18 protein-coding genes are annotated in these 22,740 nt (G+C 71.8%); 2 read left to right on the top strand and 16 right to left on the bottom strand.

Annotated elements, in window-relative coordinates:
- Positions 1–150: 150 nt before the first annotated feature.
- The 5 genes from ilvC to AQI95_RS29615 all read right to left on the bottom strand — a co-directional run bounded on the left by ilvC (position 151) and on the right by AQI95_RS29615 (position 8,325).
- Complete coding sequence (gene ilvC / locus AQI95_RS29635) at positions 151–1,149, bottom strand: ketol-acid reductoisomerase (protein WP_067130574.1); 999 nt, start codon at positions 1,147–1,149, stop codon at positions 151–153.
- A gap of 131 nt (positions 1,150–1,280) precedes the next feature.
- Positions 1,281–1,805: an acetolactate synthase small subunit gene (gene ilvN / locus AQI95_RS29630; protein ID WP_067130571.1), complete on the bottom strand. Its 525-nt coding sequence runs from the start codon at positions 1,803–1,805 to the stop codon at positions 1,281–1,283.
- 30 nt (positions 1,806–1,835) lie between these two features.
- Positions 1,836–3,683: an acetolactate synthase large subunit gene (locus tag AQI95_RS29625; protein WP_208614295.1), complete on the bottom strand. Its 1,848-nt coding sequence runs from the start codon at positions 3,681–3,683 to the stop codon at positions 1,836–1,838.
- Positions 3,684–3,926: 243 nt separating this feature from the next.
- On the bottom strand, positions 3,927–6,959 hold the full coding sequence (locus tag AQI95_RS29620; RefSeq protein ID WP_067130565.1) for a putative bifunctional diguanylate cyclase/phosphodiesterase: 3,033 nt from the start codon (positions 6,957–6,959) through the stop codon (positions 3,927–3,929).
- A gap of 412 nt (positions 6,960–7,371) precedes the next feature.
- On the bottom strand, positions 7,372–8,325 hold the full coding sequence (locus AQI95_RS29615; RefSeq protein WP_208614294.1) for a 2-hydroxyacid dehydrogenase: 954 nt from the start codon (positions 8,323–8,325) through the stop codon (positions 7,372–7,374).
- A 175-nt stretch (positions 8,326–8,500) separates the two neighbouring features.
- Here AQI95_RS29615 and AQI95_RS29610 point away from each other — a divergent pair, with 175 nt between their 5' ends.
- Both AQI95_RS29610 and AQI95_RS29605 read left to right on the top strand, forming a co-directional pair.
- Positions 8,501–9,499, top strand: a complete 999-nt coding sequence (locus AQI95_RS29610) for an aldo/keto reductase (RefSeq protein ID WP_067130559.1) — start codon at positions 8,501–8,503, stop codon at positions 9,497–9,499.
- Positions 9,500–9,637: 138 nt separating this feature from the next.
- Complete coding sequence (locus tag AQI95_RS29605) at positions 9,638–10,807, top strand: PQQ-dependent sugar dehydrogenase (RefSeq protein ID WP_107121787.1); 1,170 nt, start codon at positions 9,638–9,640, stop codon at positions 10,805–10,807.
- Positions 10,808–10,824: 17 nt separating this feature from the next.
- On the opposite strand, the gene AQI95_RS29600 is transcribed toward AQI95_RS29605, so the two are convergent.
- The 11 genes from AQI95_RS29600 to AQI95_RS29550 form a co-directional block, all read right to left on the bottom strand.
- The gene (locus AQI95_RS29600; protein WP_067130553.1) at positions 10,825–11,043 is read right to left on the bottom strand and encodes a DUF6191 domain-containing protein; all 219 of its coding nucleotides are present in this window, start codon (positions 11,041–11,043) and stop codon (positions 10,825–10,827) included.
- 111 nt (positions 11,044–11,154) lie between these two features.
- The gene (locus AQI95_RS29595; RefSeq protein WP_107121786.1) at positions 11,155–14,196 is read right to left on the bottom strand and encodes a helix-turn-helix transcriptional regulator; all 3,042 of its coding nucleotides are present in this window, start codon (positions 14,194–14,196) and stop codon (positions 11,155–11,157) included.
- 224 nt (positions 14,197–14,420) lie between these two features.
- The gene (locus AQI95_RS29590; protein WP_067130550.1) at positions 14,421–14,609 is read right to left on the bottom strand and encodes a hypothetical protein; all 189 of its coding nucleotides are present in this window, start codon (positions 14,607–14,609) and stop codon (positions 14,421–14,423) included.
- Positions 14,610–14,805: 196 nt separating this feature from the next.
- Entirely contained in the window at positions 14,806–15,408 is a 603-nt protein-coding gene (locus tag AQI95_RS29585) for a hypothetical protein (protein WP_067130547.1), read from the bottom strand.
- Between the two features lie 45 nt (positions 15,409–15,453).
- Positions 15,454–16,029, bottom strand: a complete 576-nt coding sequence (locus AQI95_RS29580; protein WP_067130544.1) for a GNAT family N-acetyltransferase — start codon at positions 16,027–16,029, stop codon at positions 15,454–15,456.
- Positions 16,007–18,238 (bottom strand): MMPL family transporter, encoded by a 2,232-nt coding sequence (locus AQI95_RS29575; RefSeq protein WP_067130541.1) that lies wholly within the window; start codon positions 18,236–18,238, stop codon positions 16,007–16,009. The genes AQI95_RS29580 and AQI95_RS29575 overlap by 23 nt, the downstream gene beginning before the upstream one ends.
- 227 nt (positions 18,239–18,465) lie before the next feature.
- The gene (gene gatB / locus AQI95_RS29570; RefSeq protein ID WP_067130538.1) at positions 18,466–19,980 is read right to left on the bottom strand and encodes an Asp-tRNA(Asn)/Glu-tRNA(Gln) amidotransferase subunit GatB; all 1,515 of its coding nucleotides are present in this window, start codon (positions 19,978–19,980) and stop codon (positions 18,466–18,468) included.
- 16 nt (positions 19,981–19,996) lie between these two features.
- Positions 19,997–20,239 (bottom strand): hypothetical protein, encoded by a 243-nt coding sequence (locus tag AQI95_RS29565; protein ID WP_067130535.1) that lies wholly within the window; start codon positions 20,237–20,239, stop codon positions 19,997–19,999.
- Positions 20,236–21,735: an Asp-tRNA(Asn)/Glu-tRNA(Gln) amidotransferase subunit GatA gene (gene gatA, locus AQI95_RS29560; protein WP_067130533.1), complete on the bottom strand. Its 1,500-nt coding sequence runs from the start codon at positions 21,733–21,735 to the stop codon at positions 20,236–20,238. Before gatA ends, AQI95_RS29565 begins: the two co-directional genes overlap by 4 nt.
- A 5-nt stretch (positions 21,736–21,740) precedes the next feature.
- The gene (gene gatC, locus AQI95_RS29555; RefSeq protein WP_006130840.1) at positions 21,741–22,037 is read right to left on the bottom strand and encodes an Asp-tRNA(Asn)/Glu-tRNA(Gln) amidotransferase subunit GatC; all 297 of its coding nucleotides are present in this window, start codon (positions 22,035–22,037) and stop codon (positions 21,741–21,743) included.
- Between the two features lie 108 nt (positions 22,038–22,145).
- Positions 22,146–22,640, bottom strand: a complete 495-nt coding sequence (locus tag AQI95_RS29550; RefSeq protein ID WP_067130530.1) for a cupin domain-containing protein — start codon at positions 22,638–22,640, stop codon at positions 22,146–22,148.
- Between the last annotated feature and the right edge of the window lie 100 nt (positions 22,641–22,740).

Genomic DNA, 22,740 nt, shown 5'->3' with positions numbered 1-22,740 from the left:
GGGCCTGACGCGTGTTGTGCAGCAGTGTAGTGGCGCGGTGGGCGCCGTCCTGCTCCACTGCGGAAGGATCACCCGTCCGGTGCTGGACGAGGTGGACAACAGACGGGCGTCGGGGGCCGGAGCAGTGCGCTCCGGCCCCCGGCATGAGGCTTACGCCTCCTCGTTCACCCAGCTCATCAGCTTGCGGAGCTGCTTGCCCGTGGTCTCCAGCAGGTGCTCGGAGTCCTGCTGCTTGTACTCGTTGTACTTCTTCAGACCACCGTGGTACTCGTCCATCCAGTTCTGGGCGAACGAGCCGTCCTGGATCTCGGCGAGGACCTTCTTCATCTCGGCCTTGGTGGCGTCGGTGATGATGCGCGGGCCCGTGACGTAGTCGCCCCACTCGGCGGTCTCGGAGATGGACCAGCGCATCTTCTCCAGGCCGCCCTCGTACATGAGGTCCACGATCAGCTTCAGCTCGTGCAGGCACTCGAAGTAGGCGATCTCCGGCTGGTAGCCGGCCTCGGTCAGGGTCTCGAAGCCCGCCTTGACCAGCGCGGCCGTACCACCGCAGAGGACGGCCTGCTCGCCGAAGAGGTCGGTCTCGGTCTCCTCGGTGAAGGTCGTCTTGATGACGCCGGCACGGGTGCCGCCGATGCCCTTGGCGTAGGACAGGGCGAGACCGAAGGCGCCACCGGAGGCGTCCTGCTCGACGGCGACGATGCAGGGCACACCGCGCCCCTCCTCGTACTGGCGGCGGACCAGGTGGCCCGGGCCCTTCGGGGCGACCATGCAGACGTCCACGCCGGCCGGGGGCTTGATGAAGCCGAAGCGGATGTTGAAGCCGTGGCCGAAGAACAGGGCGTCGCCGTCCTTCAGGTTCGGGGCGATGGACTCCTCGTAGACCTGGGCCTGGATCGGGTCCGGGACCAGGATCATGATGACGTCGGCCTCGGCGGCGGCCTCGGCCGGGGTCACCACGCGCAGGCCCTGCTCCTCGGCCTTGGCCTTGGACTTGGAGCCCTCGTGCAGACCGACGCGGACGTCGACACCGGAGTCACGCAGCGACAGCGCGTGGGCGTGGCCCTGGCTGCCGTAGCCGATGACCGCGACCTTGCGGCCCTGGATGATGGACAGGTCGGCGTCAGCGTCGTAGAACAGCTCGGCCACTTTGGGTTCTCTCCTTGGTGTGCAGGTTGTGCGTCCCACCGTATGCCGGTGAGGGGACGGGAGGTCTCAGGGTCTCGGCATCCGGGCGGCCGGTGGCGCGCCGACCACCCGGATTCGGCCGTACTTCAGCTTTACGCGGTTCGGTCGAGAGCGCGCAGCGAGCGGTCGGTGATCGAACGGGCGCCGCGGCCGATCGCGATCGTCCCGGACTGCACCAGTTCCTTGATGCCGAACGGCTCCAGCATCTTGAGCATGGCGGACAGCTTGTCACTCGAACCGGTGGCCTCGATGGTCACGGCCTCCGGGGAGACGTCGACGGTCTTGGCGCGGAACAGCTGGACGATCTCGACGATCTGGGAGCGGGTCTCGTTGTCGGCACGGACCTTCACCAGGACGAGTTCGCGCTGCACGGCCTGGCCGGGCTCCAGCTCGACGATCTTCAGCACGTTGACCAGCTTGTTGAGCTGCTTGGTCACCTGCTCCAGCGGGAGTTCCTCGACGCCCACCACGATGGTGATGCGGGAGATGTCGGGGTGCTCGGTGACACCGACCGCGAGCGAGTCGATGTTGAAGCCGCGCCGCGAGAACAGGGCGGCGATCCGGGCGAGGATGCCCGGCGTGTTCTCCACCAGGACGGAGAGCGTGTGCTTGGACATGGTGTTCTGCTCTTCCTTGCCTGTTGAAAGTCAGTCGTCTTCGTTGTCGCCGAAGTCGGGGCGGACGTCCCGGGCGGCCATGATCTCGTCGTTGGAGGTACCGGCGGCGACCATCGGCCACACCATCGCGTCCTCGTGGACGATGAAGTCGACGACGACCGGGCGGTCGTTGATGGAGTTCGCCTCTTCGATGACCTTGTCCAGGTCCTCCGGGCGCTCGCAGCGCAGGCCCACACAGCCCATCGCCTCGGACAGCTTCACGAAGTCCGGCACGCGCGTGCCCTTCGCGTCCGGGTTGACGTCCTCCGGGCCGCTGTGGAGCACGGTGTTGGAGTAGCGCTGGTTGTAGAACAGGGTCTGCCACTGGCGGACCATCCCGAGGGCGCCGTTGTTGATGATGGCGACCTTGATCGGGATGTTGTTCAGGGCGCAGGTGGTCAGTTCCTGATTGGTCATCTGGAAGCAGCCGTCGCCGTCGACCGCCCAGACCGTCTGGTCCGGCGCGCCGGCCTTGGCACCCATCGCGGCCGGGACCGCGTAGCCCATCGTGCCCGCGCCGCCGGAGTTGAGCCAGGTGGCGGGCTTGTCGTACTGGATGAAGTGCGCGGCCCACATCTGGTGCTGGCCGACGCCCGCCGCGAAGATCGTGCCCTCGGGGGCGAGCCGCCCGATGCGCTCGATGACCTGCTGGGGCGACAGGGAGCCGTCCTCGGGCTGGTCGTAGCCGAGCGGGTAGGTGTCGCGCCAGCGGTTCAGGTCGCTCCACCAGGCGGTGTAGTCGCCCTGGTGGCCCTCGCTGTGCTCCTTCTGCACGGCCTGGACCAGGTCGGCGATGACCTCGCGGGCGTCGCCGACGATCGGCACGTCGGCGGCGCGGTTCTTGCCGATCTCGGCCGGGTCGATGTCGGCGTGGACGATCTTGGCGTACGGGGCGAAGCTGTCCAGCTTGCCGGTGACGCGGTCGTCGAAGCGGGCACCGAGGGCGACGATCAGGTCGGCCTTCTGCAGCGCGGTGACGGCGGTGACCGCACCGTGCATGCCCGGCATCCCCACGTGCAGCGGGTGGCTGTCGGGGAATGCGCCGAGCGCCATCAGGGTGGTGGTGACGGGCGCTCCGGTGAGTTCGGCGAGGACCTTCAGCTCGGCGGTGGCCTGCGCCTTGAGGACGCCGCCGCCGACGTAGAGGACCGGCCGCCGGGCGGAGGTGATCAGCTTGGCCGCCTCGCGGATCTGCTTGGCGTGCGGCTTGGTCACCGGGCGGTAGCCGGGCAGGTCCATGGTGGGCGGCCAGGTGAAGGTCGTCCTCGCCTGGAGGGCGTCCTTGGAGATGTCGACCAGGACCGGGCCGGGGCGGCCGGTGGAGGCGATGTGGAACGCCTGCGCGATGATCCGCGGGATGTCCTCGGCCTTGGTGACGAGGAAGTTGTGCTTGGTGATCGGCATGGTGATGCCGACGATGTCCGCCTCCTGGAAGGCGTCCGTACCGATGGACGACGACGCCACCTGGCCCGTGATCGCGACCAGCGGGACGGAGTCCATATGGGCGTCGGCGATCGGCGTGACCAGGTTGGTGGCGCCCGGTCCGGAGGTGGCCATGCAGACGCCGACCTTGCCGGTGGCCTGCGCGTAGCCGGTGGCCGCGTGGCCGGCGCCCTGCTCGTGGCGGACCAGGACGTGGCGCACCCGCGTCGAGTCCATCAGGGGGTCGTACGCCGGCAGGATCGCGCCGCCGGGAATGCCGAACACCGTGTCCGCGCCGACCTCCTCGAGGGAACGGATGAGGGACTGCGCACCCGTGACGTGCTCGACGGGGGCGGACTGATGTCCTCCGGATCGGGGCCGCGGCTGCGGATGGGCCCCGGTGGCCTGCTCGGTCATCGGCATTCTCTTCTCGATGCTGAGGGTTTTTGCGAGGTTTGTACGGAGTTCAAGCGCTGCACGATCGGTGCTCGTGCAACAAAAAACCCCTCGTGCCGAAAGGCAAGCGAGGGGAGCGCGCCGGTGAGGTCGCTGGGGATTCCGGATCGTCCTCCGGTGGGTCCCAGCTCAGCCGACGCGCTGTCCAAGTACGAGAATTCGGGTGCGCATGGAACTGACCCTCCCTCCGGCGCGCACCAGGTGTCAAGTGGGTGGGACAGGAGTCTCAGAATGTGAGCGAAGGGCACTGCCGCCTCCCAGGACAGCGGGGACACCCCCTGTGTACACCCCCGCGCGCCCCTGCGGCTCCCTGAGACTGCCGGCGAACGCCGGTTCGGCCGGTGCGTGCGGCACCGGGTAGTGGCCGGCCCCCAGCGCCCGGCGCAGCCGGTACTCGTCCAGCGGCCCGGCGAAGGCCATGCCCTGCCCGTGTGTGCAGCCCATCGCGCGCAGCGCGACGACCTGCTCCGGCAGGTCCACGCCCTCGGCCACGGACTGCAGCCCGAGATCGCCGGCGATCCGCAGCAGACCACTGGTGATCTTGTGCAGCCGCGCGGACTCCACGACACCCTCGACCAGACTGCGGTCGAGCTTCAGGATGTCGACGGGGAGCCTTCGCAGGGCCGTGATCGCCGCGTAGCCGCTGCCGAAGCCGTCCAGCGCGATCCGCACCCCGAGCCGGTTGAGCGCGGTCAGCCTGCGCTCCAGCTCCTCCAGGGAGATCCGCGGATCGGCTTCGGACAGCTCGACGACCAACGCGCCGGGCGGCAGCCCGTGCCGGGTCAGCAGCGCCTCCACCGAGCCCAGCGGCATGGAGCGGTCCAGCAGCCGCCGGGCGCCCATGCGTACCGTCACCGGGACGACGACCCCGGTGGCCGCTCGCTCGGCGGCCTGTTCGACGGCCTCCTGGAGGATCCAGCGATCCAGCTCGGCGGTCTTGTCACCGTCCTCGGCCATCCGCAGGAACTCGGCCGGGGTGAACAGCACCCCCTGCGAGGAGCGCCAGCGCGCCTGCGCCGAGACCGCCGTGATCCCGCCGCCGTCCAGGCACACCACCGGCTGGTGCAGCAGCGCGAACTCGCCGTCGTGCAGCGCCGCGCGCAGCCGGGTGGCCAGCTCCGCCTTGCGTACGACGTCCTGCTGCATCTGCGGCTTGTACAGCTCGACCCGGCCCTTGCCGGCCGATTTCGCGCGGTACATCGCGAGGTCGGCGTTGCGCAGCAGCTCGCCCGCGCCGAGGCCCGGTTCGGCGAAGGCGACGCCGATGGAGGCGTTGACCCGGACGTCGCTGCCGTCGATGGCGTACGGCTGGGAGAGGGTCAGCCTGAGGCGGTCGGCCAGCTCCAGGATGTTCCGCTCCCGGGCGGCACGGTCACGGGTGCCGTCCCCGACGATCAGGGCCGCGAACTCGTCGCCGCCCAGCCGGGACGCGGTGTCCCCGTGCCGGACCGCGTCCTGGAGCCTGCGGGCGGCCTGGACGAGCAGCTCGTCCCCGGCCTGGTGGCCGATCGTGTCGTTGACCGCCTTGAAGCCGTCCAGGTCGATGAAGAGCACGGCCGTGTTGCGCAGGGCGGCGCCCCGGTCGGTGGCACGGCGGCCGGACAGGGCCTGCTGCACGCGCCGCGTGAACAGCGCGCGGTTGGGCAGGTCGGTCAGCGGGTCGTGCTCGGCGTTGTGCTGCAACTGCGCCTGCAGGCGCACTCTCTCGGTCACGTCCCGGCTGTTGAAGATCAGCCCGCCGTGGTGGCGGTTGACGGTCGACTCCACGTTGAGCCAGCCTCCCCCACCACCGGACCGGAAGCGGCACTCGATGCGAGTGGTGGGTTCCTCCAGTGGGCTGGCGGCGAGGAAGCGGCGCACCTCGTGCACCACACAGCCCAGGTCCTCCGGGTGGATCAGACTGGCCAGTTCGCTGCCCACCAGGTCCTCGGCGGGCCGGCCGTAGACCCCGGCGGCGGCCGGGGAGACGTACCGCAGGACGCCGTTGGGTGCGGCGATCATGATCACGTCGCTGGAGCCCTGCACCAGGGAGCGGAAGTGGTTCTCCTTCTGCGCCAGCTCCTGGGTGAGGGTGATGTTGTCCAGCAGCATGATGCCCTGGCGGATGACGAGCGCGAGCACGACGGCGCCCGCGGTGATCAGCACCACGTGGTCGGGTCGGCGGCCGTTGAGGACGTTGTAGAGGATGCCCAGAGTGCACACGGCGGCGGCGAGGTACGGGGTGAGTGCGGCGATGGAGCCGGTGAGGGGCCGACCGGACGGGTACCGGCTGTGCTCGCCTCCCGGGGCGGGCACGGACACGTGCTGGTGGCCCGTGCCGCGCTGTCCCGGCAGGTGCTCGTGGACCACGCGCGTGTGCCCGTCCGGCACGTGCGCGTCCTGCGCTCCCCTGCCGCGCGGCGCGGCCCAGGGGGCGTAGGCGAGGAGCAGCGAACCGGCGAACCAGCCCGCGTCCAGCAGCTGCCCGGAGCGGTAACTGCTGTGCAGCAGCGGCGAGGTGAACAGCGCGTCGCACATCACCGTGAGCGCGAGCGCGCCGATCGCCGTGTTCACGGCGGTGCGGTTGCCCGGGGAGCGGCGGAAGTGCAGCGCGAGCACCATGCTGACGAGCGCGATGTCGAGCAGCGGGTACGCCAGCGACAGCGCGGTGTGCGCCACGCTCCGTCCGCCGGAGTGGGCCTCCTGGGCGAGCGCGAGGCTCCATGACAGCGTGAGCAGCGAGCCGCCGATCAGCCAGGCGTCCAGCCCCAGGCAGATCCAGCCGGCCTTGGTCACCGGCCGCTTGGCGAGCACCAGCAGGCCCACGATGGCCGGCGGTGCGAAGCACAGGAAGAACAGGTCGGCGTAGGAGGGGCTGGGCACGTCCCGCCCGAGGACGACCTCGTACCACCCCCAGACAGCGTTGCCGAGGGCCGCCATCGCCGAGGAGAGGGCGAACAGCAGCCAGGCCGAGCGGAAGCGGACGCGCGGATTGCGGGCGTACAGGAAGCACGAGACGGCGGCGGTGCCCGCCGCGGCGCTCAGCCCGAAATCGCCCATGACCAGTGCCACTTCGCCCGCACCCCAGTCGAACGCGGCCCCGACGGCGTAGGCCGCGCAGACCAGGGCGAGAACGAGTTGCTCCAACGTGCGGGTGCCCTCGCCGGCGACCGGCCGGCGGGGCGGCGGCGCCTCCTGTGTGAGCGGTGCGCGCACCGCCGCGTCGAGGGCGGTCGTCATCGAGGACGGCGCGCTCACCGGGGCCTCCCGGTCCGCGCCGCCCCCGGGTCCCGACGGTCCCGGTGCGCTGGGTGCGTGTGCCTCCTGCGGCCGCTCGGCCTCCGCTGGTGATGACTGGTGTGGTGGTCGCGCCTGCGCGCGGCGGTGCGCAAGGGCCGCCGTCGGCGGCTCCGCCGCGTCGGATCGTTCGTCCATAGGCCGTGCATCGCCCGTCGCCCCCCTCACAAATCTGAAATGTCCATCCCCGGCGCCGAAAGTTCGCGGCGCAGCCCCTGTCGGGACGATACACCAGGATCGTCACTCAGGGACATAGCTTCTCTACGCTCCGTGACGACCAGCGAGTATGCGGGCACAGGCCGCGTCCGAGAGGTTGCGGAGGGTGCCGGACGGAGCTCCCTGCGGGTCTAACGAGGCCGGGCGCCCGGGAGTATCACGCCCCGGTCGTCAGGATCACGTTGCGCAGCGGTTCGTGGTTCACGAACCGGGTCAGCTGGTCGACGAGCAGCCGCTTGGCGCGCGGCAGGAAGGCCGAGGAGGGGCCGCCCACGTGCGGGCTGATGAGGACGCCGGGGGCCTGCCAGAGCGGGTGCCCGGGCGGCAGCGGTTCGGGGTCGGTGACGTCGAGGGCCGCGCGGATACGGCCGCTCTCCAGCTCCGCGAGCAGCGCCTTGGTGTCGACGACGCCGCCCCGCGCCACATTGACCAGCAGCGCACCGTCCTTCATCCGCGCGAGGAACTCGGCGTCCACCAGCCCTCTTGTCTCGTGCGTCAAGGGCGTGGACAGGATCACGACGTCGGCGTGCGGGAGCAGGGAGGGCAATTCGGTGAGCGGGTGCACCGGACCGCGCGCCGTGGTGCGCTCAGAGCGCGCGACGCGCGCCACCCGCGCGAGTTCGAAGGGCACGAGCCGGTCCTCGATGGCGGCGCCGATCGAGCCGTAGCCGACGATGAGGACGGTCCTGTCGGCGAGGGCGGGATGGAACGCGCTCTCCCAGCGCTCCTGTTGCTGGGCGCGGACGAATCCGGGGATGCCGCGCAGGCAGGCGAGGGTCAGGGTGAGCGCGAGTTCGGCGGTGCTCGCCTCGTGCACCCCGCGCGCGTTGCACAGCTGGACGCCGGGCGGGATCGAGGACAGCCGCGTGGTGACGTCGTCGACGCCGGCCGTGAGCGTCTGGATGACCCGGACGTTGGTCAGCTGCCCCAGCGGACGGACCCGCACCGACAACCGCTTCATGTACGGCACCACGTACAGGACGCAGTCGGCGGGGTCGCCGGGATAGGGCTGGTCGCCGTCCTCGCCGCCGTCCCAGAACAGGTACCGGGGCCCTTCGGGAAGGCCGTCGATCTCCTCCGGCTCTATGGGAAGCCACACGTCTGCAGTCATGGCATGGAGGCTATGGCCTGCCCGGTGGATCCGGTCGGTCCGCCCCCGGGAAAGTCCGCACCGGCCGACCACCACGGGTGAGTGCGGGCGCGGGTCCGCCGAGCAGGCCCTCGGTCGGGCACGCGCGCGTGCAGAGGTTAGGTTGGGGGCCGGGCAGAGGGAGGTTCACGAGCAGGTGGAGCGCAGGACGATCGGCGCGGGGGCGCTCGGGGTGGGGGCGGTCGGACTCGGGTGCATGCCGATGAGCTGGGCGTACAACGGATCGCGGCAGCGCGGCGACGCATCGCTCAGAACCGTGCACCGGGCACTGGACCTGGGCTCGACCCTCCTGGACACGGCGGACATGTACGGCCCGTTCACCAACGAGCTGCTCCTGGGCCGGGTGCTCAAGGAACGGCGCGCGGACGCCTTCGTGTCCACGAAGGTCGGGCTGCTGGTGGGCGAGCAGCACATCGTGGCCAACGGCCGCCCCGGCTATGTGAAGCGGGCCTGCGACGCCTCGCTGCGGCGCCTGCAGACGGACGTCATCGACCTCTACCAGCTGCACCGCGCCGACCCCGAGGTCCCCGTCGAGGAGACCTGGGGTGCGATGGCCGAGCTGGTGCGGGCCGGCAAGGTGCGGGCGCTCGGCCTGTGCGCCGTGGGCGCGCGCGGTGGCCGCCGCTCCGGGACCGGGATGCACGACACCACCCTGCGCCAGCTGCAGCGGGTCCAGCAGGTGTTCCCGGTGGCCGCCGTGGAGGCGGAGCTGTCGGTGTGGTCGTCGCAGGCCCTGCGGGCGCTGCTGCCGTGGTGCGCGGCACGGGGCGTGGGCTTCCTCGCGGCGATGCCGCTGGGCAACGGCTTCCTGACCGGCACGCTGACGCCCGGCGAGGGCTTCGAACGCGACGACGTCCGGGCCCGCCACCCCCGCTTCACCGCGGAGATGATGGCGGCCAACCAGCCGATCGTCGCGGGCCTGCGCCGGATCGCGCGCCGCCACGGCGAGCGCGTCACCCCGGCTCAGGTGGCCCTGGCCTGGGTCCTGGCCCAGGGCCGTCATGTGATCGCCCTCCCGGGAACGAAACAGGAGCGCTGGGCCGTGGAGAACGCGGCGGCGGCCGAGGTCCGCCTCACCGAGGAGGACCTGACGGAGGTGTCCAGGCTGCCGGCGGCACAGGGGTCGTGGGACTGAGGGGGCCGACCGGCACGGGCTGGAACCGGCCGGGACCGTGGGATTCGCGGAGTCGGTGGCGGCGGAACGGGGACCCGGGCGGGGCGGGAGGTGTATGAGAGAGAGCACCTGCCGCTGGACCACCGCCTCGAAAGGACCATGATCGTGCAACGTCGAGCTGTGCCGGCCGCGTTGGCCGTGGCCGCCCTCCTGCTCGCGGCCGGCTGCTCCTCCGACGGAGGGGTGTCCCCGAGCGCCGCCGGGGGCACGCCGCCCACCGGGACGGCCGCGGGCACGGCCCCCTCGGGCCGGGCCACCGAGCCGGTTCCACCCGCCAAGGGCTCGGTGCAGGTGCTGCGCACCGTGGCCGAGGGTCTGAGGACACCGTGGGGACTGGCCCCACTGCCCGGCGGCGCTCTGCTGGTGTCCTCGCGCGACGACGGGACGATCACCCGGATCGACGAGAAGACCGGCCGCAGGACCGTGCTGGGCCAGGTCTCCGGGGTCTCTCCGGCCGGCGAGGGCGGTCTGCTGGGCATCGCCCTCTCCCCCGACTACTCCTCGGACCACATGATCTACGCCTATTTCACCTCCGCCTCGGACAACCGCATCGTCCGCATGCTGTACGACGAGCGAAAGCCGGCCGGTGAGCAACTGGGCGCTCCGGACACGGTGTTCAAGGGCATCCCCAAGGGCCGCATCCACAACGGTGGCCGGATCGCGTTCGGCCCGGACGGAATGCTGTACGCGGGCACCGGGGAAAGCGGCCGGCGCGGCCTGGCCCAGGACCGGAATTCCCTGGGCGGCAAGATCCTGCGCCTGACCCCGGAGGGCGACCCGGCTCCGGGCAACCCCTTCCCCGGCTCCCCGGTGTACTCGTACGGCCACCGCAATGTCCAGGGCCTGGCCTGGGACGACCGGCAGCGCCTGTTCGCCTCGGAGTTCGGTCAGGACACCTGGGACGAGCTGAACGCGATCAAGCCGGGCGGGAACTACGGCTGGCCGCGGGCCGAGGGCAGGTCCTCCGACGCCGCCTTCCAGAACCCGCTGGTCCAGTGGCACACCGACGACGCCTCCCCCAGCGGCATCGCCTGGGTCAAGGGCGTGATCTGGACGGCCGGGCTGAAGGGCCGGCGCCTGTGGCGCGTTCCGCTGCGGGGCACGCAGGCCTCGGCGGCACCCGAGGCCTTCCTCGGCGGACGGTGCGGCCGGCTGCGCACGGTGGTCGCGGCGGGCGGCGACCGGGTGTGGCTGGTGACCAGCAACACGGACGGCCGGGGACACCCGGAGAAGGGGGACGACCGAGTGCTGGAGGTGGCGGTGAGGTAGCGCCCGACCGGAACCGCTCACGCCTCGTCGGCGCCCTCCTGCCGGCCGTCCGTCGGGGCGTCCTCCGCGGGCGGTGGTCCGGAAAGGCGTATGACCGCCTTCCCGGACGCCAGATCTATGGGTCCGCGCCCCGGGTCCGCGTCCCCCACGTCCTCGCGGGTCAGTTCCAGACGGTTCTGCTCGTCCCGGGTGTGCTTGCGGCCGGGCGCGAACAGTTCCTCGAAGGCGTTGAACACGGCCCCTCCCCCGCTTTCTCCCCCTTGCGGCTTTTCTCCAGCGTAGGTCTCGGCCCGCGCTTTCCGGCAGTGCGGACCTGGCCCGCGGCCACCCCGGTGAAGGAGTGGGGTCTAGGGGGTGGCTCCGGCGGGGAGTGTCTCGGCCGGGAACAGCCCCAGCCGGTGCGCCATCGCCGCCGCCTCACCCCGGCCCGAGACACCGAGCTTGCCCAGGATGTTGGAGACGTGGACGCTCGCGGTCTTCGGGGAGATGAACAGCTCCTCGGCGATCTGACGGTTGGTGCGGCCGGCCGAGACCAGGCGCAGGACGTCCCGCTCCCGGCTGGTGAGGCCGAGGGCCTCGGCCGGGTCGGCGGAGGCGAGGGCCGCACGGGGCGTGCGGGTCAGGGTGAGGCGGGCGCGCTGGGCGAGCCGGGTGACGGCGTCGGCGAGGGACCGGGCGTCGAGGTGGACGGCGACCACAGAGGCCAGCCGGAGCAGTTCGACCGCGCGGTCGCGTTCGTCGTCGCCGCCGACGGCGAGGAGTGCGGCGGCGAGGCGGTGGCGGACTCGGGCCAGCTGGTAGGGGCGGTCCAGGTGCTCGAAGGCGGTGACGACCGGCGACCAGTCGTCGACGGTGTCCATGCCCTGCGCGCGGCGCAGTTCGGCGCGGGTCCAGTGGTCGTAGGCCTGCCAGAGCGGGGCGCCGGTGGCCAGTGTCCGTGCGGCCTCGCGAAGGCGGTCGAGGATCTCGGCGCTGCCGGCCCGGGCGGCGGGCAGGGTGCGGGCCTCGGCCTCCACGGTGGCGGCGGCCCGCAGCAGCGGCCATCCGTAGCGCTGGGTGCCGGGTGGGAATCCGACGTCCAGGGCCCGGAGCAGTTCGGCGCGGGCGTCGGCGATGCGGCCCTCCTCGGCGGCGACGCCGAGGGCGACCCGGGTCAGCGGCAGGGACAGCTGGGGCATGGGGTCGTGGGTGCCCCAGTGGGCGCGGGCGGCGGCGAGCTGCCGGCCCGCCTCGGCGAGGTCGCCGCGGGCCAGGGCGAGATGGGCCAGGCGCAGGGCACCCGCGCCGCGGGGCTTGGCGCTGTGGCCGACGCCGGTCGCCCGGGTGGCGACCTCGGCGGCCTCGGTCCACTGGCCGAGCGAGTAGAGCGACTCGGACAGATTGCCCCGCATCCAGGCCTCGGAGTCCATCAGGCCGTAGGCGCGGGCGAAGACGATGCCTTCGCGCAGGAGCGGGGCGGCCTCGCCGTCGCGGCCGACGCTCTGCAGCTCGGAGGGGAGGTTCACATAGGCGCGGCCCGCGACGGCGTGCACGCCCTCCGCGAGCGTGTCCCGCAGCACCTGGCGCATCTCCGCCAGGCCGGTCTCGGTGTCGCCGGAGTGCACCTTGAGGCCGGCGAGGGTGAGGCGGGCGTGCAGTTCGATGTCGCGGGCGCCGACCATGCGCGCGTACTCCACGGCACGCTCGGCGGCGGCGAAGGCCTCGGGTCCGGGGCGGTGCACCATGGACCAGTTGGCGGCGAGGGCCAGCACCTCGGCGTGCACCTCGGACGGGGGCAGGCCGCGCACCAGGTCCTGGGCGGTGGCCAGTTCCTGCCAGCCGTCGCCGCGGGCCTGGGCCTGGACGAGCCGGGAGCGCTGGACCCAGAACCAGGCGGCGCGCAGGGGGTCCGGGTCGTCCTCGAGGAGGCGCAGCGCCCGCTTGGTGATCTTCAGTGCGCGTTCGCGTTCGCCGCCGAAGCGGCCCGCGACGGCGGCTTCGGCCATGAGGTCGAGATAGCGCAGCGGGGTGGTGGCCGGGTCGCAGCCGCACGGCGGGTAGACCTCGGCGCAGTCGACCGGGCGCAGGACGGAGCGGACCTCCGTCGGGGCGCTGTCCCACAGCTCCATCGCCCGCTCCAGGAGCCCGAGTTGCTCGGTGTAGGCGTGCCGGCGGCGGGCCACGACGGAGGCGTCCAGGACGGCGGGCAGGGCCTTGGCGGCGTCCCGGGCGTGGTACCAGTAGCTGGCCAGCCGCATCACGCGCGCGTCGGCCCGCACGAGTGTGGGGTCGGCTTCCAGGGCTTCGGCGTAGCGGCGGTTGAGCCGGGAGCGTTCACCGGGCAGCAGGTCGTCGGCGACGGCCTCGCGGACCAGGGAGTGCCGGAAGCGGTAGCCGTCGCCGGCCTCGGTGGCGGTGAGGATGTTGGCGCCGACGGCGGCCCGCAGTGCCTCGATGAGGTCGTCCTCGGTGAGCCCGGCGACGTCGGCGATCAGTCGGTACTCCACGGTGGAGCCGCCCTCGGCGACGACCCGGGCGACCCGCTGGGCGCTCTCGGGCAGTGCCTCGACGCGGACCAGCAGCAGGTCGCGCAGGGAGTCGGTGAGGCCGGTGCAGTTGCCGTCGCAGTCGGCGACGGCGAGTTCCTCGACGAAGAAGGCGTTGCCGTCGGAGCGTTCGAAGATCTGGTCCACGCGCGCGGGGTCGGGTTCGGCGGCGAGGATGCCGGCGATCTGGCGGCCGACCTCCTCGCGGGTGAAGCGGGCGAGTTCGATGCGGCGGACGGTGCGCAGCCGGTCGAGTTCGGCGAGCAGGGGGCGCAGCGGGTGGCGGCGGTGGATGTCGTCGGAGCGGTAGCTGGCGAGGACGAGGAGCCGGCCGGCGCGCAGCGTGCGGAAGAGGTAGGCGAGGAGGTGGCGGGTGGAGGCGTCGGCCCAGTGCAGGTCCTCCAGGACCAGCACGACCGGCTTTTCCGCGGCGACCTGCTCCAGCAGACGGGCGGTGAGTTCGAACAGGCGGGCCATGCCCTGTTCGTCATGGCGGCCGGCGCCGGCCTCGCCCAGGTCGGGCAGGAGGCGGGCCAGTTCCTCCTCCTGTCCCCGTGCGGCGGCGGCGAACTCCTCGGGCAGGGCGTCGCGCAGGGCGCGCAGGGCGGTGGAGAAGGGGGCGAACGGCAGCCCGTCGGCGCCGATCTCCACACAGCCGCCGACGGCGACGACCGCGTGCCGGCCGGCGGCCGTGGCGAACTCCTCGACGAGGCGGGTCTTGCCGACGCCCGCCTCGCCGCCGAGCAGCAGCGCCTGCGGCTCGCCGGCGCGGGCGCGGGCGAGCGTGTCGTTCAGGGTGTGCAGTTCGTCGGTGCGGCCGACGAACACGGGACTGACGGACCTGGTCTCCACGGGCCCGAGCATCGCACGAGGTCCGGGTGGCGGGGCAGCGGTTTTCCACAGGTCCGGTGCGATCGTCGTACCGGAGGCCGGGAGGGGCGTAGCGGCATTCGGAACGGACGCGAGGGTCGTACGACCGCGGCGGACGCTCGTACGACCCTGGCGGGGAAGGCGGCCGACCCCCGTGCGGCCGCCTTCCGGACGGCTGGCGTCCGGGCCGTCGCCGACCCGGTCCGCCGGCGCGGAGTTCACGCGGTGCGCGGGATCCGGTGCCGACGGGATCGGTCGCTATGGGACTCGGCGGCCGGGCCCTCGTGGCCGGCTGCCTCGTGGCGGGCGGCGCGCCGGGCCCGGCCGACCTCGCGGGCCAGGCGCTGCTCCTCGGCCTCGCGGATCAGCTGGGCGGAGCGCATCTTGTGGTACTCGAACTCGATCACGGCGTGTCCTTCGAGGAGAGTCGGTGTGGTGCGTCGCGTTCTGCGATGACTCCACCTTCGTCTCCCAGGGGGGTGTGCCGCATCGGGAGAGTTCCGCATCTTCGGGCGGTGCGGGGGCCGCACGCGCGCGTAAGGGGCCTCAGGGAGTCCATAAGGTGCTCATGGATTCCCTAAGGCCCCTGGGACCTGCGGGTTCTCAGCCGGCCGAGGGCAGGGCGAGCAGGGCGTCGGAGTACTTCAGGACGGCCAGCAGCAGGCCGATGACACCGAGCCAGACGCCCGCCCAGGCGACCGACTTGATCCAGGGCGCCTGCGGGCGGCCGGGCGCGCCGAAGGAGGGGCGGGCGAGCACGACCACGCCGGTGAGCAGCGCGGCCAGCGCGAACAGGCCGGCCCACAGCGCGGTGGTGTGCCAGGCGTTGCCGTACACCGCCTTGATCTGGCTGGCGACGCTCGCCGTGGAAGAGGTCCGCAGTTGGCCGACGAGCTGCTCGCGGGCGCCCGCGACGGTTCCGATCCAGCCGCCGCTGAGCGAGACGAGGCCCAGCGCGGCCGAGACGACGGCACCGGCACCCTGACCGACCCCGGAGGGCGCCTCGGCCTCCGGCTCCGAAGCCTCGGCGTCCTCCCCGGCGGCCTCGTCCTCAAGGGCCGCTTCAGCGGTCTCGGCCTCTGCGGCTGCCGCTTCGGGCGCTGTCGCGTCCTTCGTCCCGGTTGCCCGCTGCTCCTCGGCGGTTCGGGCGTCCGCCCTCGTCTCGTCGGTACGCGCCTCGGCGCCTTCCTCTGTCTTCGTAGCCATGCGAGGCACCGTACGGACGCTGTCTGAGAGGTCCCTTAATGATCGTCAATGATCGTTGTGCTCCGTACGCGCGCGTGCCGCCCGCCACTCCGGGGCGAGCAGGGACCAGATCTCGGTGCTGGTGCGCACGCCTCGGTGCGGGAAGTTCTCGCGGAGCACGCCCTCGCGGGTCATGCCGAGCCGCCGGGCCACGTTGATGCTGGGCTCGTTGGCGCAGGACACGTGCCACTCCACGCGGTGCATGCCGCGCTCCTCGAAGGCCCAGTCCAGCAGCACCCGCATGCCCCGTGCGACCAGTCCGCGCCCGGCCGCCGCCGGCTCCAGCCAGCACCCGGCCTCGCAGACTCCGCTCGCGGTGTCCCACACCCGGAACAGCACACCGCCGACCAGGGTCCCGTCGAGCCAGATGCCGTGCAGGCTCCCGCCGTCGACGGCGCGCCGGTCGGCGTACGACTTCACCCAGGAACGGGCGCCCTCCAGGTCGGCCACGACGTCCGGCAGCCCGATGTGCCGCCCGATGAAGTCCCGGCCCCGGTCGATCGTGGCGAGGACCTCCTCGGCGTGCCAGACCTCCAGGGGCCGCAGCTCGGCGCCGTCGTCACCCAGGGATATCGCGTACATCGCGGTGCTCTTCCTTCCGCAGTTCTGTCACCGGGACCTCCCCGAGACTCTCATGTGCGGCGCGGCACTCCGGCGGCTCGATGCTGACGCGGGGCAGCCGCCGCTTAAGCCAGCCGGGCAGCCACCAGTTGGCGGCGCCGAGCAGATGCATCAGCGCGGGCACCAGCAGGGTGCGCAGCACGAAGGCGTCCAGGGCGACGGCGGAGGCCAGCGCGATGCCGAACATGGCGATCACGCGGTCGCCGCTGAGTACGAAGGCGAGGAAGACCGAGATCATGATGATCGCCGCGGAGTTGATGACCCGGCTGGTCTCGGCGAGGCCGACGCGCACGGCGCGCCGGTTGTCGCCGGTCTCCAGCCACTCCTCGTACATGCGGCTGACCAGGAAGACCTGGTAGTCCATGGAGAGGCCGAAGAGGACGGACACCATGATCACGGGGAGGAAGGGTTCGATGGGTCCGGCCCGGCCGAGGCCGAGCAGTTCGCTGCCCCAGCCCCACTGGAAGACGGCGACGACGACACCGAACGCGGCGGCCACGGCGGCGATGTTCATCACGGCGGCCTTCAGCGGGATGCCGAGCGAGCGGAACGCGACGAGGAGCAGGAGGCAGCCGAGCCCGATGACGACGCCCACGAACAGCGGCAGTTTGCCGACAATCACATCCGCGAAGTCGTCGTAGCCGGCGGTGACCCCGCCGACCTGGATGTCGAGGGAGGTGCCGGTCTGCGCGCGCGGCAGCACCTCGGTGCGCAGCCGGTCCACGAGGGTGCTGGTGTCCTGTGACTGCGGCGCGGAGTCGGGGACGACGGTGAGGTAGCCGGTGCCGCCGCCGGCGGCGTAGGTGACCGGGGTGACGGAGGCGACGCCCCGGGTGGCGCGCAGGGTCTCGTCGAGGTTGTCCAGGGCGAGTCTGTCGGCCCCGTCGCTCACCCGGCTGACCAGCGTGAGCGGTCCGTTCACTCCGGGTCCGAAGCCCTCGGCGAGCAGGTCGTAGGCCTTGCGGGTGGTGGCGGTGCGCGGGTCGTTGCCCTGGTCGGAGGTGCCGAGGTGGAGGGAGAGGGCCGGCAGGGCGAGTACGGCGATGACGGCGACGGCGAGCGCGGCCAGCAGCTTGGGGCGGCGTTCGACGAGCGCCGACCAGCGGGCGGCGAGACCGGTGGGCAGTTCAGGACGCGGCCCCTGCTCGGCGAGCCGGCGCCGCTCGCGGCGGCTGAGGGCGCGGGGGCCGAGCCAGGACAGCAGGGCGGGCAGCAGGGTGACCGAGGCGGCGACGGTGAGCACGACCGTCAACGAGGCGGCCACGGCGACCCCGTTGAGGAAGCTCAGGCGCAGGGTCAGCATCCCCAGCAGGGCTATGCACACCGTCGCACCCGCGAACACGACCGCGCGTCCGGTGGTGGCCACGGCGTTCACGGCCGCCTCGGTGACGCTCAGGCCGCGTTTCAGACCGCGCCGGTGCCGGGTCACGATGAACAGCGCGTAGTCGATGCCGACACCGAGGCCGATCAGCATGCCGAGCATGGGCGCGAAGTCGGCGACCGTCATGGCGTGTCCGAGCAGCCCGATGCCGGCGTAGGCGGTGCCGACGCCGACCAGCGCGGTGGCGATCGGCAGGGCGGAGGCGGCGAGCGAACCGAAGGCGAGGAACAGCACGACGGCCGCGACGAGGATGCCGACCAGCTCGGCGGTGTGCTCGCGCGGGGTCTCCGTGAGCCCGATCGCGCTGCCGCCCAGCTCCACCTGGAGTCCGTCGCGCTCGGCGGCCTTGGCGGTCTGCACCACGGCCCGCGCCTCGGACGCGCCGATGTCCTCGGCGGGCCGGGTGAAGGTGACGGTGGCGTAGGCCGTGTGGCCGTCGGCGCTGATCCGGTGCGTGCCCCGCTCGCCGTAGGGGCCGGTCACCGAGGCGACGCCGGGCAGCGCGGCGATCCGGTCCAGGGCGGTGGTCATGGTCTGTTCGACGCCGGCGGCCCGGACGGTTCCGGTGCCGGTGTGCCAGACGACGGTGTCGCTGTCGCCGCCGAGGCCCGGGAAGCCCGCTTCGAGCAGCTGCGTGGCACGGCCGGACTCGGTGCCGGGGACCTCGTAGTCGTTCGAGTACGACGCACCGGCCGCAGCGGCGGCAGCGGTGACCCCACCGAAGGCGATCAGCCACAGCAGCACGGCGATCAGCCGATGCCGGACACACCAACGGGCGAGGTCTGCCACGGACGTGCTCCCAGAAGAAGATTCGTGGATCTTTGACCGGGATTCGTCGTCCATGAACTGAAAAGCCCGCAAAGAACGTATGAGCAATCGCAGGACACTCTTGCAGGCGAAAGTGATCGTTTGCCGTGATCGTGGGGTTATTCACAGGACTGGGAGGGACGTCACAGGAAAGCGGTACGGCCCCGGAGGGCATGCCTTCCGGGGCCGTACGGTGCGTGCGTTCGGGCTCAGCCCTCGCTCACGCCCAGCTTCTCCAGGATCAGTTCCTTGACGCGGGCGGCGTCGGCCTGGCCGCGGGTCGCCTTCATGACCGCTCCGACCAGGGCGCCGGCCGCGGCCACCTTGCCACCGCGGATCTTGTCGGCGATGCCCGGGTTGCCGGCGATGGCCTCGTCGACGGCCGTACCGAGCGCCGAGTCGTCCGAGACGACCTTCAGGCCGCGCTTGTCGACGACCTCGTCCGGGGTGCCCTCGCCCGCGAGGACGCCCTCGATGACCTGACGGGCCAGCTTGTCGTTCAGATCGCCCGACGACACCAGCTCGGTCAGGCGCGCGACCTGCTCCGGCGTGATGGCCAGCTCGTCCAGCGCCTTGCCCGACTCGTTGGCGCTGCGCGCCAGTTCGCCCATCCACCACTTGCGGGCGGAGGCCGCGTCGGCGCCGGCCTCGATCGTGGCGACGATCGGGTCCAGCGCACCGGCGTTGAGGATCGCCTGCATGTCGGTGGCGGAGATGCCCCACTCGGCGAGCAGCCGGGTACGGCGGGCCAGCGGCATCTCCGGCAGCGCGGCGCGGATCTCCTCGACCCACTCGCGCGACGGGGCGACCGGCACGAGGTCGGGCTCCGGGAAGTACCGGTAGTCCTCGGCCTCCTCCTTCACGCGGCCCGAGGTCGTGGACCCCGTGTCCTCGTGGAAGTGCCGGGTCTCCTGGATGATCGTGCCGCCGGAGGAGAGCACGGCCGCGTGCCGCATGATCTCGAAGCGGGCCGAACGCTCCACCGAGCGCAGCGAGTTGACGTTCTTCGTCTCGCTGCGCGTGCCGAACTTCTCGCTGCCCTTGGGCATCAGCGACAGGTTCACGTCACAGCGCATCTGGCCCATCTCCATGCGGGCCTCGGACACGCCGAGGGCACGGATGACCTCGCGCAGCTCACGGACGTACGCCTTCGCCACCTCGGGGGCGCGCTCGCCGGCGCCGACGATCGGCTTGGTGACGATCTCGATGAGCGGGATGCCCGCGCGGTTGTAGTCCAGCAGGGAGTGGGACGCGCCGTGGATACGGCCGGTGGCGCCGCCGACGTGCGTCGACTTGCCGGTGTCCTCCTCCATGTGGGCGCGCTCGATCTCCACGCGGAAGGTCTCGCCGTCCTCCAGCTGGACGTCGAGGTAGCCGTTGAAGGCGATCGGCTCGTCGTACTGGGAGGTCTGGAAGTTCTTCGGCATGTCCGGATAGAAGTAGTTCTTCCGGGCGAAGCGGCACCACTCGGCGATCTCGCAGTTCAGCGCGAGACCGATCTTGATCGCGGACTCGACGCCGGTCGCGTTGACGACGGGGAGGGCGCCGGGCAGGCCGAGGCAGGTCGGGCAGGTCTGCGAGTTGGGGTCGGCGCCCAGCTCGGTCGAGCACCCGCAGAACATCTTGGTCTTGGTGCCGAGTTCGACATGGACCTCAAGGCCCATGACGGGGTCGTACGACGCCAGCGCGTCCTCGTACGACACCAGGTCGGTCGTGGTGGTCACGGTGAAAACTTCCCTCTCAGCCCAGCAGGACGTCGTCGTCGCCCAGCCGCCTCAGCTCGCGGTAGAGGATCGCGAGGCCGGTCACGATCGCCACGGCGGACACCGTGGCGTCGATCAGCCGCAGCGTGTCGTGCTCGGCGCGAGCCTTCTTGATCTGCTTGGCGACACCGATCGCGCCGAACGCGGTCGTGCCCATGGACAGGTACGTGCCGGACTTCGACTTCTTGAAGCCCTTGGCCTTCGACAGTGCGTTGCTCACAGCGACGGAGCCTCCTCCAGCAGCGGGTGCCCCCACTTTTCCACGAAGGCGGCCTCGACGGCGGCGCCCACCTTGTACAGGCGGTCGTCCTGCATCGCCGGGGCGATGATCTGCAGGCCCACCGGGAGGTTGTCCTCCGGGGCGAGACCGCAGGGCAGGGACATGGCCGCATTGCCCGCCAGGTTGGTCGGGATGGTGCACAGGTCCGCGAGGTACATCGCCATCGGGTCGTCGGCGCGCTCGCCGATCGCGAAGGCGGTGGTCGGGGTCGTCGGGGAGACGATCACGTCGACCTGCTCGAAGGCCTTCTCGAAGTCCCGCGTGATGAGCGTGCGGACCTTCTGGGCGGAGCCGTAGTAGGCGTCGTAGTAGCCGCTCGACAGCGCGTACGTGCCGAGCATGATCCGGCGCTTGACCTCCGGGCCGAAGCCCGCCTCACGGGTGAGGGAGGTGACCTCCTCCGCCGAGTGGCCGCCGTCGTCGCCGGTGCGCAGGCCGTAGCGCAGGCCGTCGAAGCGGGCGAGGTTGGAGGAGCACTCGGAGGGCGCGATCAGGTAGTACGCCGACAGGGCGAGGTCGAAGGACGGGCAGTCCAACTCGACGATCTCGGCGCCCAGCCCCTTCAGCAGCTCGACGGACTCGTCGAAGCGCTGGATGACACCGGCCTGGTAGCCCTCGCCGCGGAACTGCTTGACGACGCCGACGCGCATGCCGGCGACGGAGCCGTTGCGGGCGGCCTCGACGACCGCCGGGACCGGGGCGTCGATGGAGGTGGAGTCGAGCGGGTCGTGCCCGGCGATCACCTCGTGCAGCAGGGCGGCGTCCAGGACCGTGCGGGCGCAGGGACCGCCCTGGTCAAGGGAGGACGAGAAGGCGACCATGCCGAAGCGGGAGACCGCGCCGTACGTCGGCTTCACACCGACCGTGCCGGTGACGGAGGCAGGCTGGCGGATGGAGCCGCCGGTGTCGGTGCCGATGGCGAGCGGCGCCTGGAAGGCGGCCAGCGCCGCCGAGGAGCCACCGCCGGAGCCACCGGGGATCTTGGTGAGGTCCCAGGGGTTGCCGGTCGGGCCGTAGGCGCTGTTCTCGGTGGAGGACCCCATGGCGAACTCGTCCATGTTGGTCTTGCCGAGGATGACGACGTCGGCGGCCTTGAGCCGCTTGGTGAGCGTCGCGTCGTACGGCGGGATCCAGCCCTCGAGGATCTTCGAGCCGACGGTGGTCGGCACGCCCTCGGTGGTGAAGATGTCCTTGAGCGCGAGCGGGACGCCGGCCAGCGGGCCGAGCTTCTCGCCGCGGGCCCGCTTCTCGTCCACGGCACGGGCCTGGGCGAGCGCGCCCTCGCGGTCGACGTGCAGGAAGGCGTGCACCTTCTCGTCGACGGCGTCGATCCGGGCGAGGTGGGCCTCGGTGACCTCGACGGCCGTCAGCTCGCCGGAGGCGATCTTCTCGGCGATCTGCGCGGCCGTGAGCTTGATGATGTTGCTGTCCGTCATGTCGGTCACTCCTCTCCCAGGATCTGCGGCACCTTGAAACGCTGCTGCTCCTGGGCCGGGGCGCCGGAGAGCGCCTGCTCGGGGGTGAGCGAGGGACGGACCTCGTCCGCGCGCATGACGTTCGTCAGCGGCAGCGGGTGCGAGGTCGGCGGTACGTCTTGGTCGGCGACCTCGCTGACGCGGGCGACCGCGCCGATGATGTCGTCGAGCTGGCCCGCGAAGTGGTCGAGTTCTTCGGGTTTCAGCTCCAGACGCGCCAGCCGGGCGAGGTGGGCGACCTCCTCGCGCGTGATGCCAGGCATGCAGCGATCCTCTGGGGTGAGTGTGTGTGGTTTGGGGCCAATCCTATGGGGCGGGGCCGGGTGCCCGTGAAACGGTTTCCCGGGCACCTGTTTCCGCGTCCCGCGTCCTCACCGGCGCCGGCCGTCCCAGGCGTCGCTCCGCAGGAAGTGGTTGTCGTACAGCTCCTGCACCTCCAGCAGGCTCTCCGGGGTGGACTCGCCGAGGCGGACGCGCTGGAGGTGGCGGAAGTACTCGAAGCGTTCGACGCCGGGCGTGATCACGATGAGCAGATCGGCGTCGGCTCCCGGTACGGCCGCGAAGGCGTGCGGCTTGCCGGGCGGCACGACGACGAGGTCGCCGGGGCCCGCGGTGACGACGTCGTCGCCGGAGAGGATGTCGGCGGCGCCGTCGAGCAGGAAGAACATCTCGGCGGAGTCGTCGTGCCAGTGCGGCTTGGCGCCGTCGGCGCCCTGCGCGAGGGTGACGCGCTGGGTGGACAGGGCGCCGCCGGTGTCACTGCTGTCGGCCAGCAGGCGGACGGTGACGGGTGCGCGGCCGACGACCTCGGCCTCGGCGGCGCGGACGATCACGGACTCGTCGAAGTCGGGTACGAACAGCGACATGAGGCTCCCCCAGAGAGTGATCCGGCGGTGAGTCGTTCGGTGGCGGGGCGTCCAGCGACCGGTACAACGACCGCGGCGGCGAAGTGGATCCCGAAATCGA

The sequence above is a fragment of the Streptomyces yokosukanensis genome (assembly GCF_001514035.1).
GTDB lineage: Bacteria > Actinomycetota > Actinomycetes > Streptomycetales > Streptomycetaceae > Streptomyces > Streptomyces yokosukanensis.
Note: the sequence above shows the minus strand (reverse complement) of the source record. Positions and strands in the feature narration are given on the sequence as shown.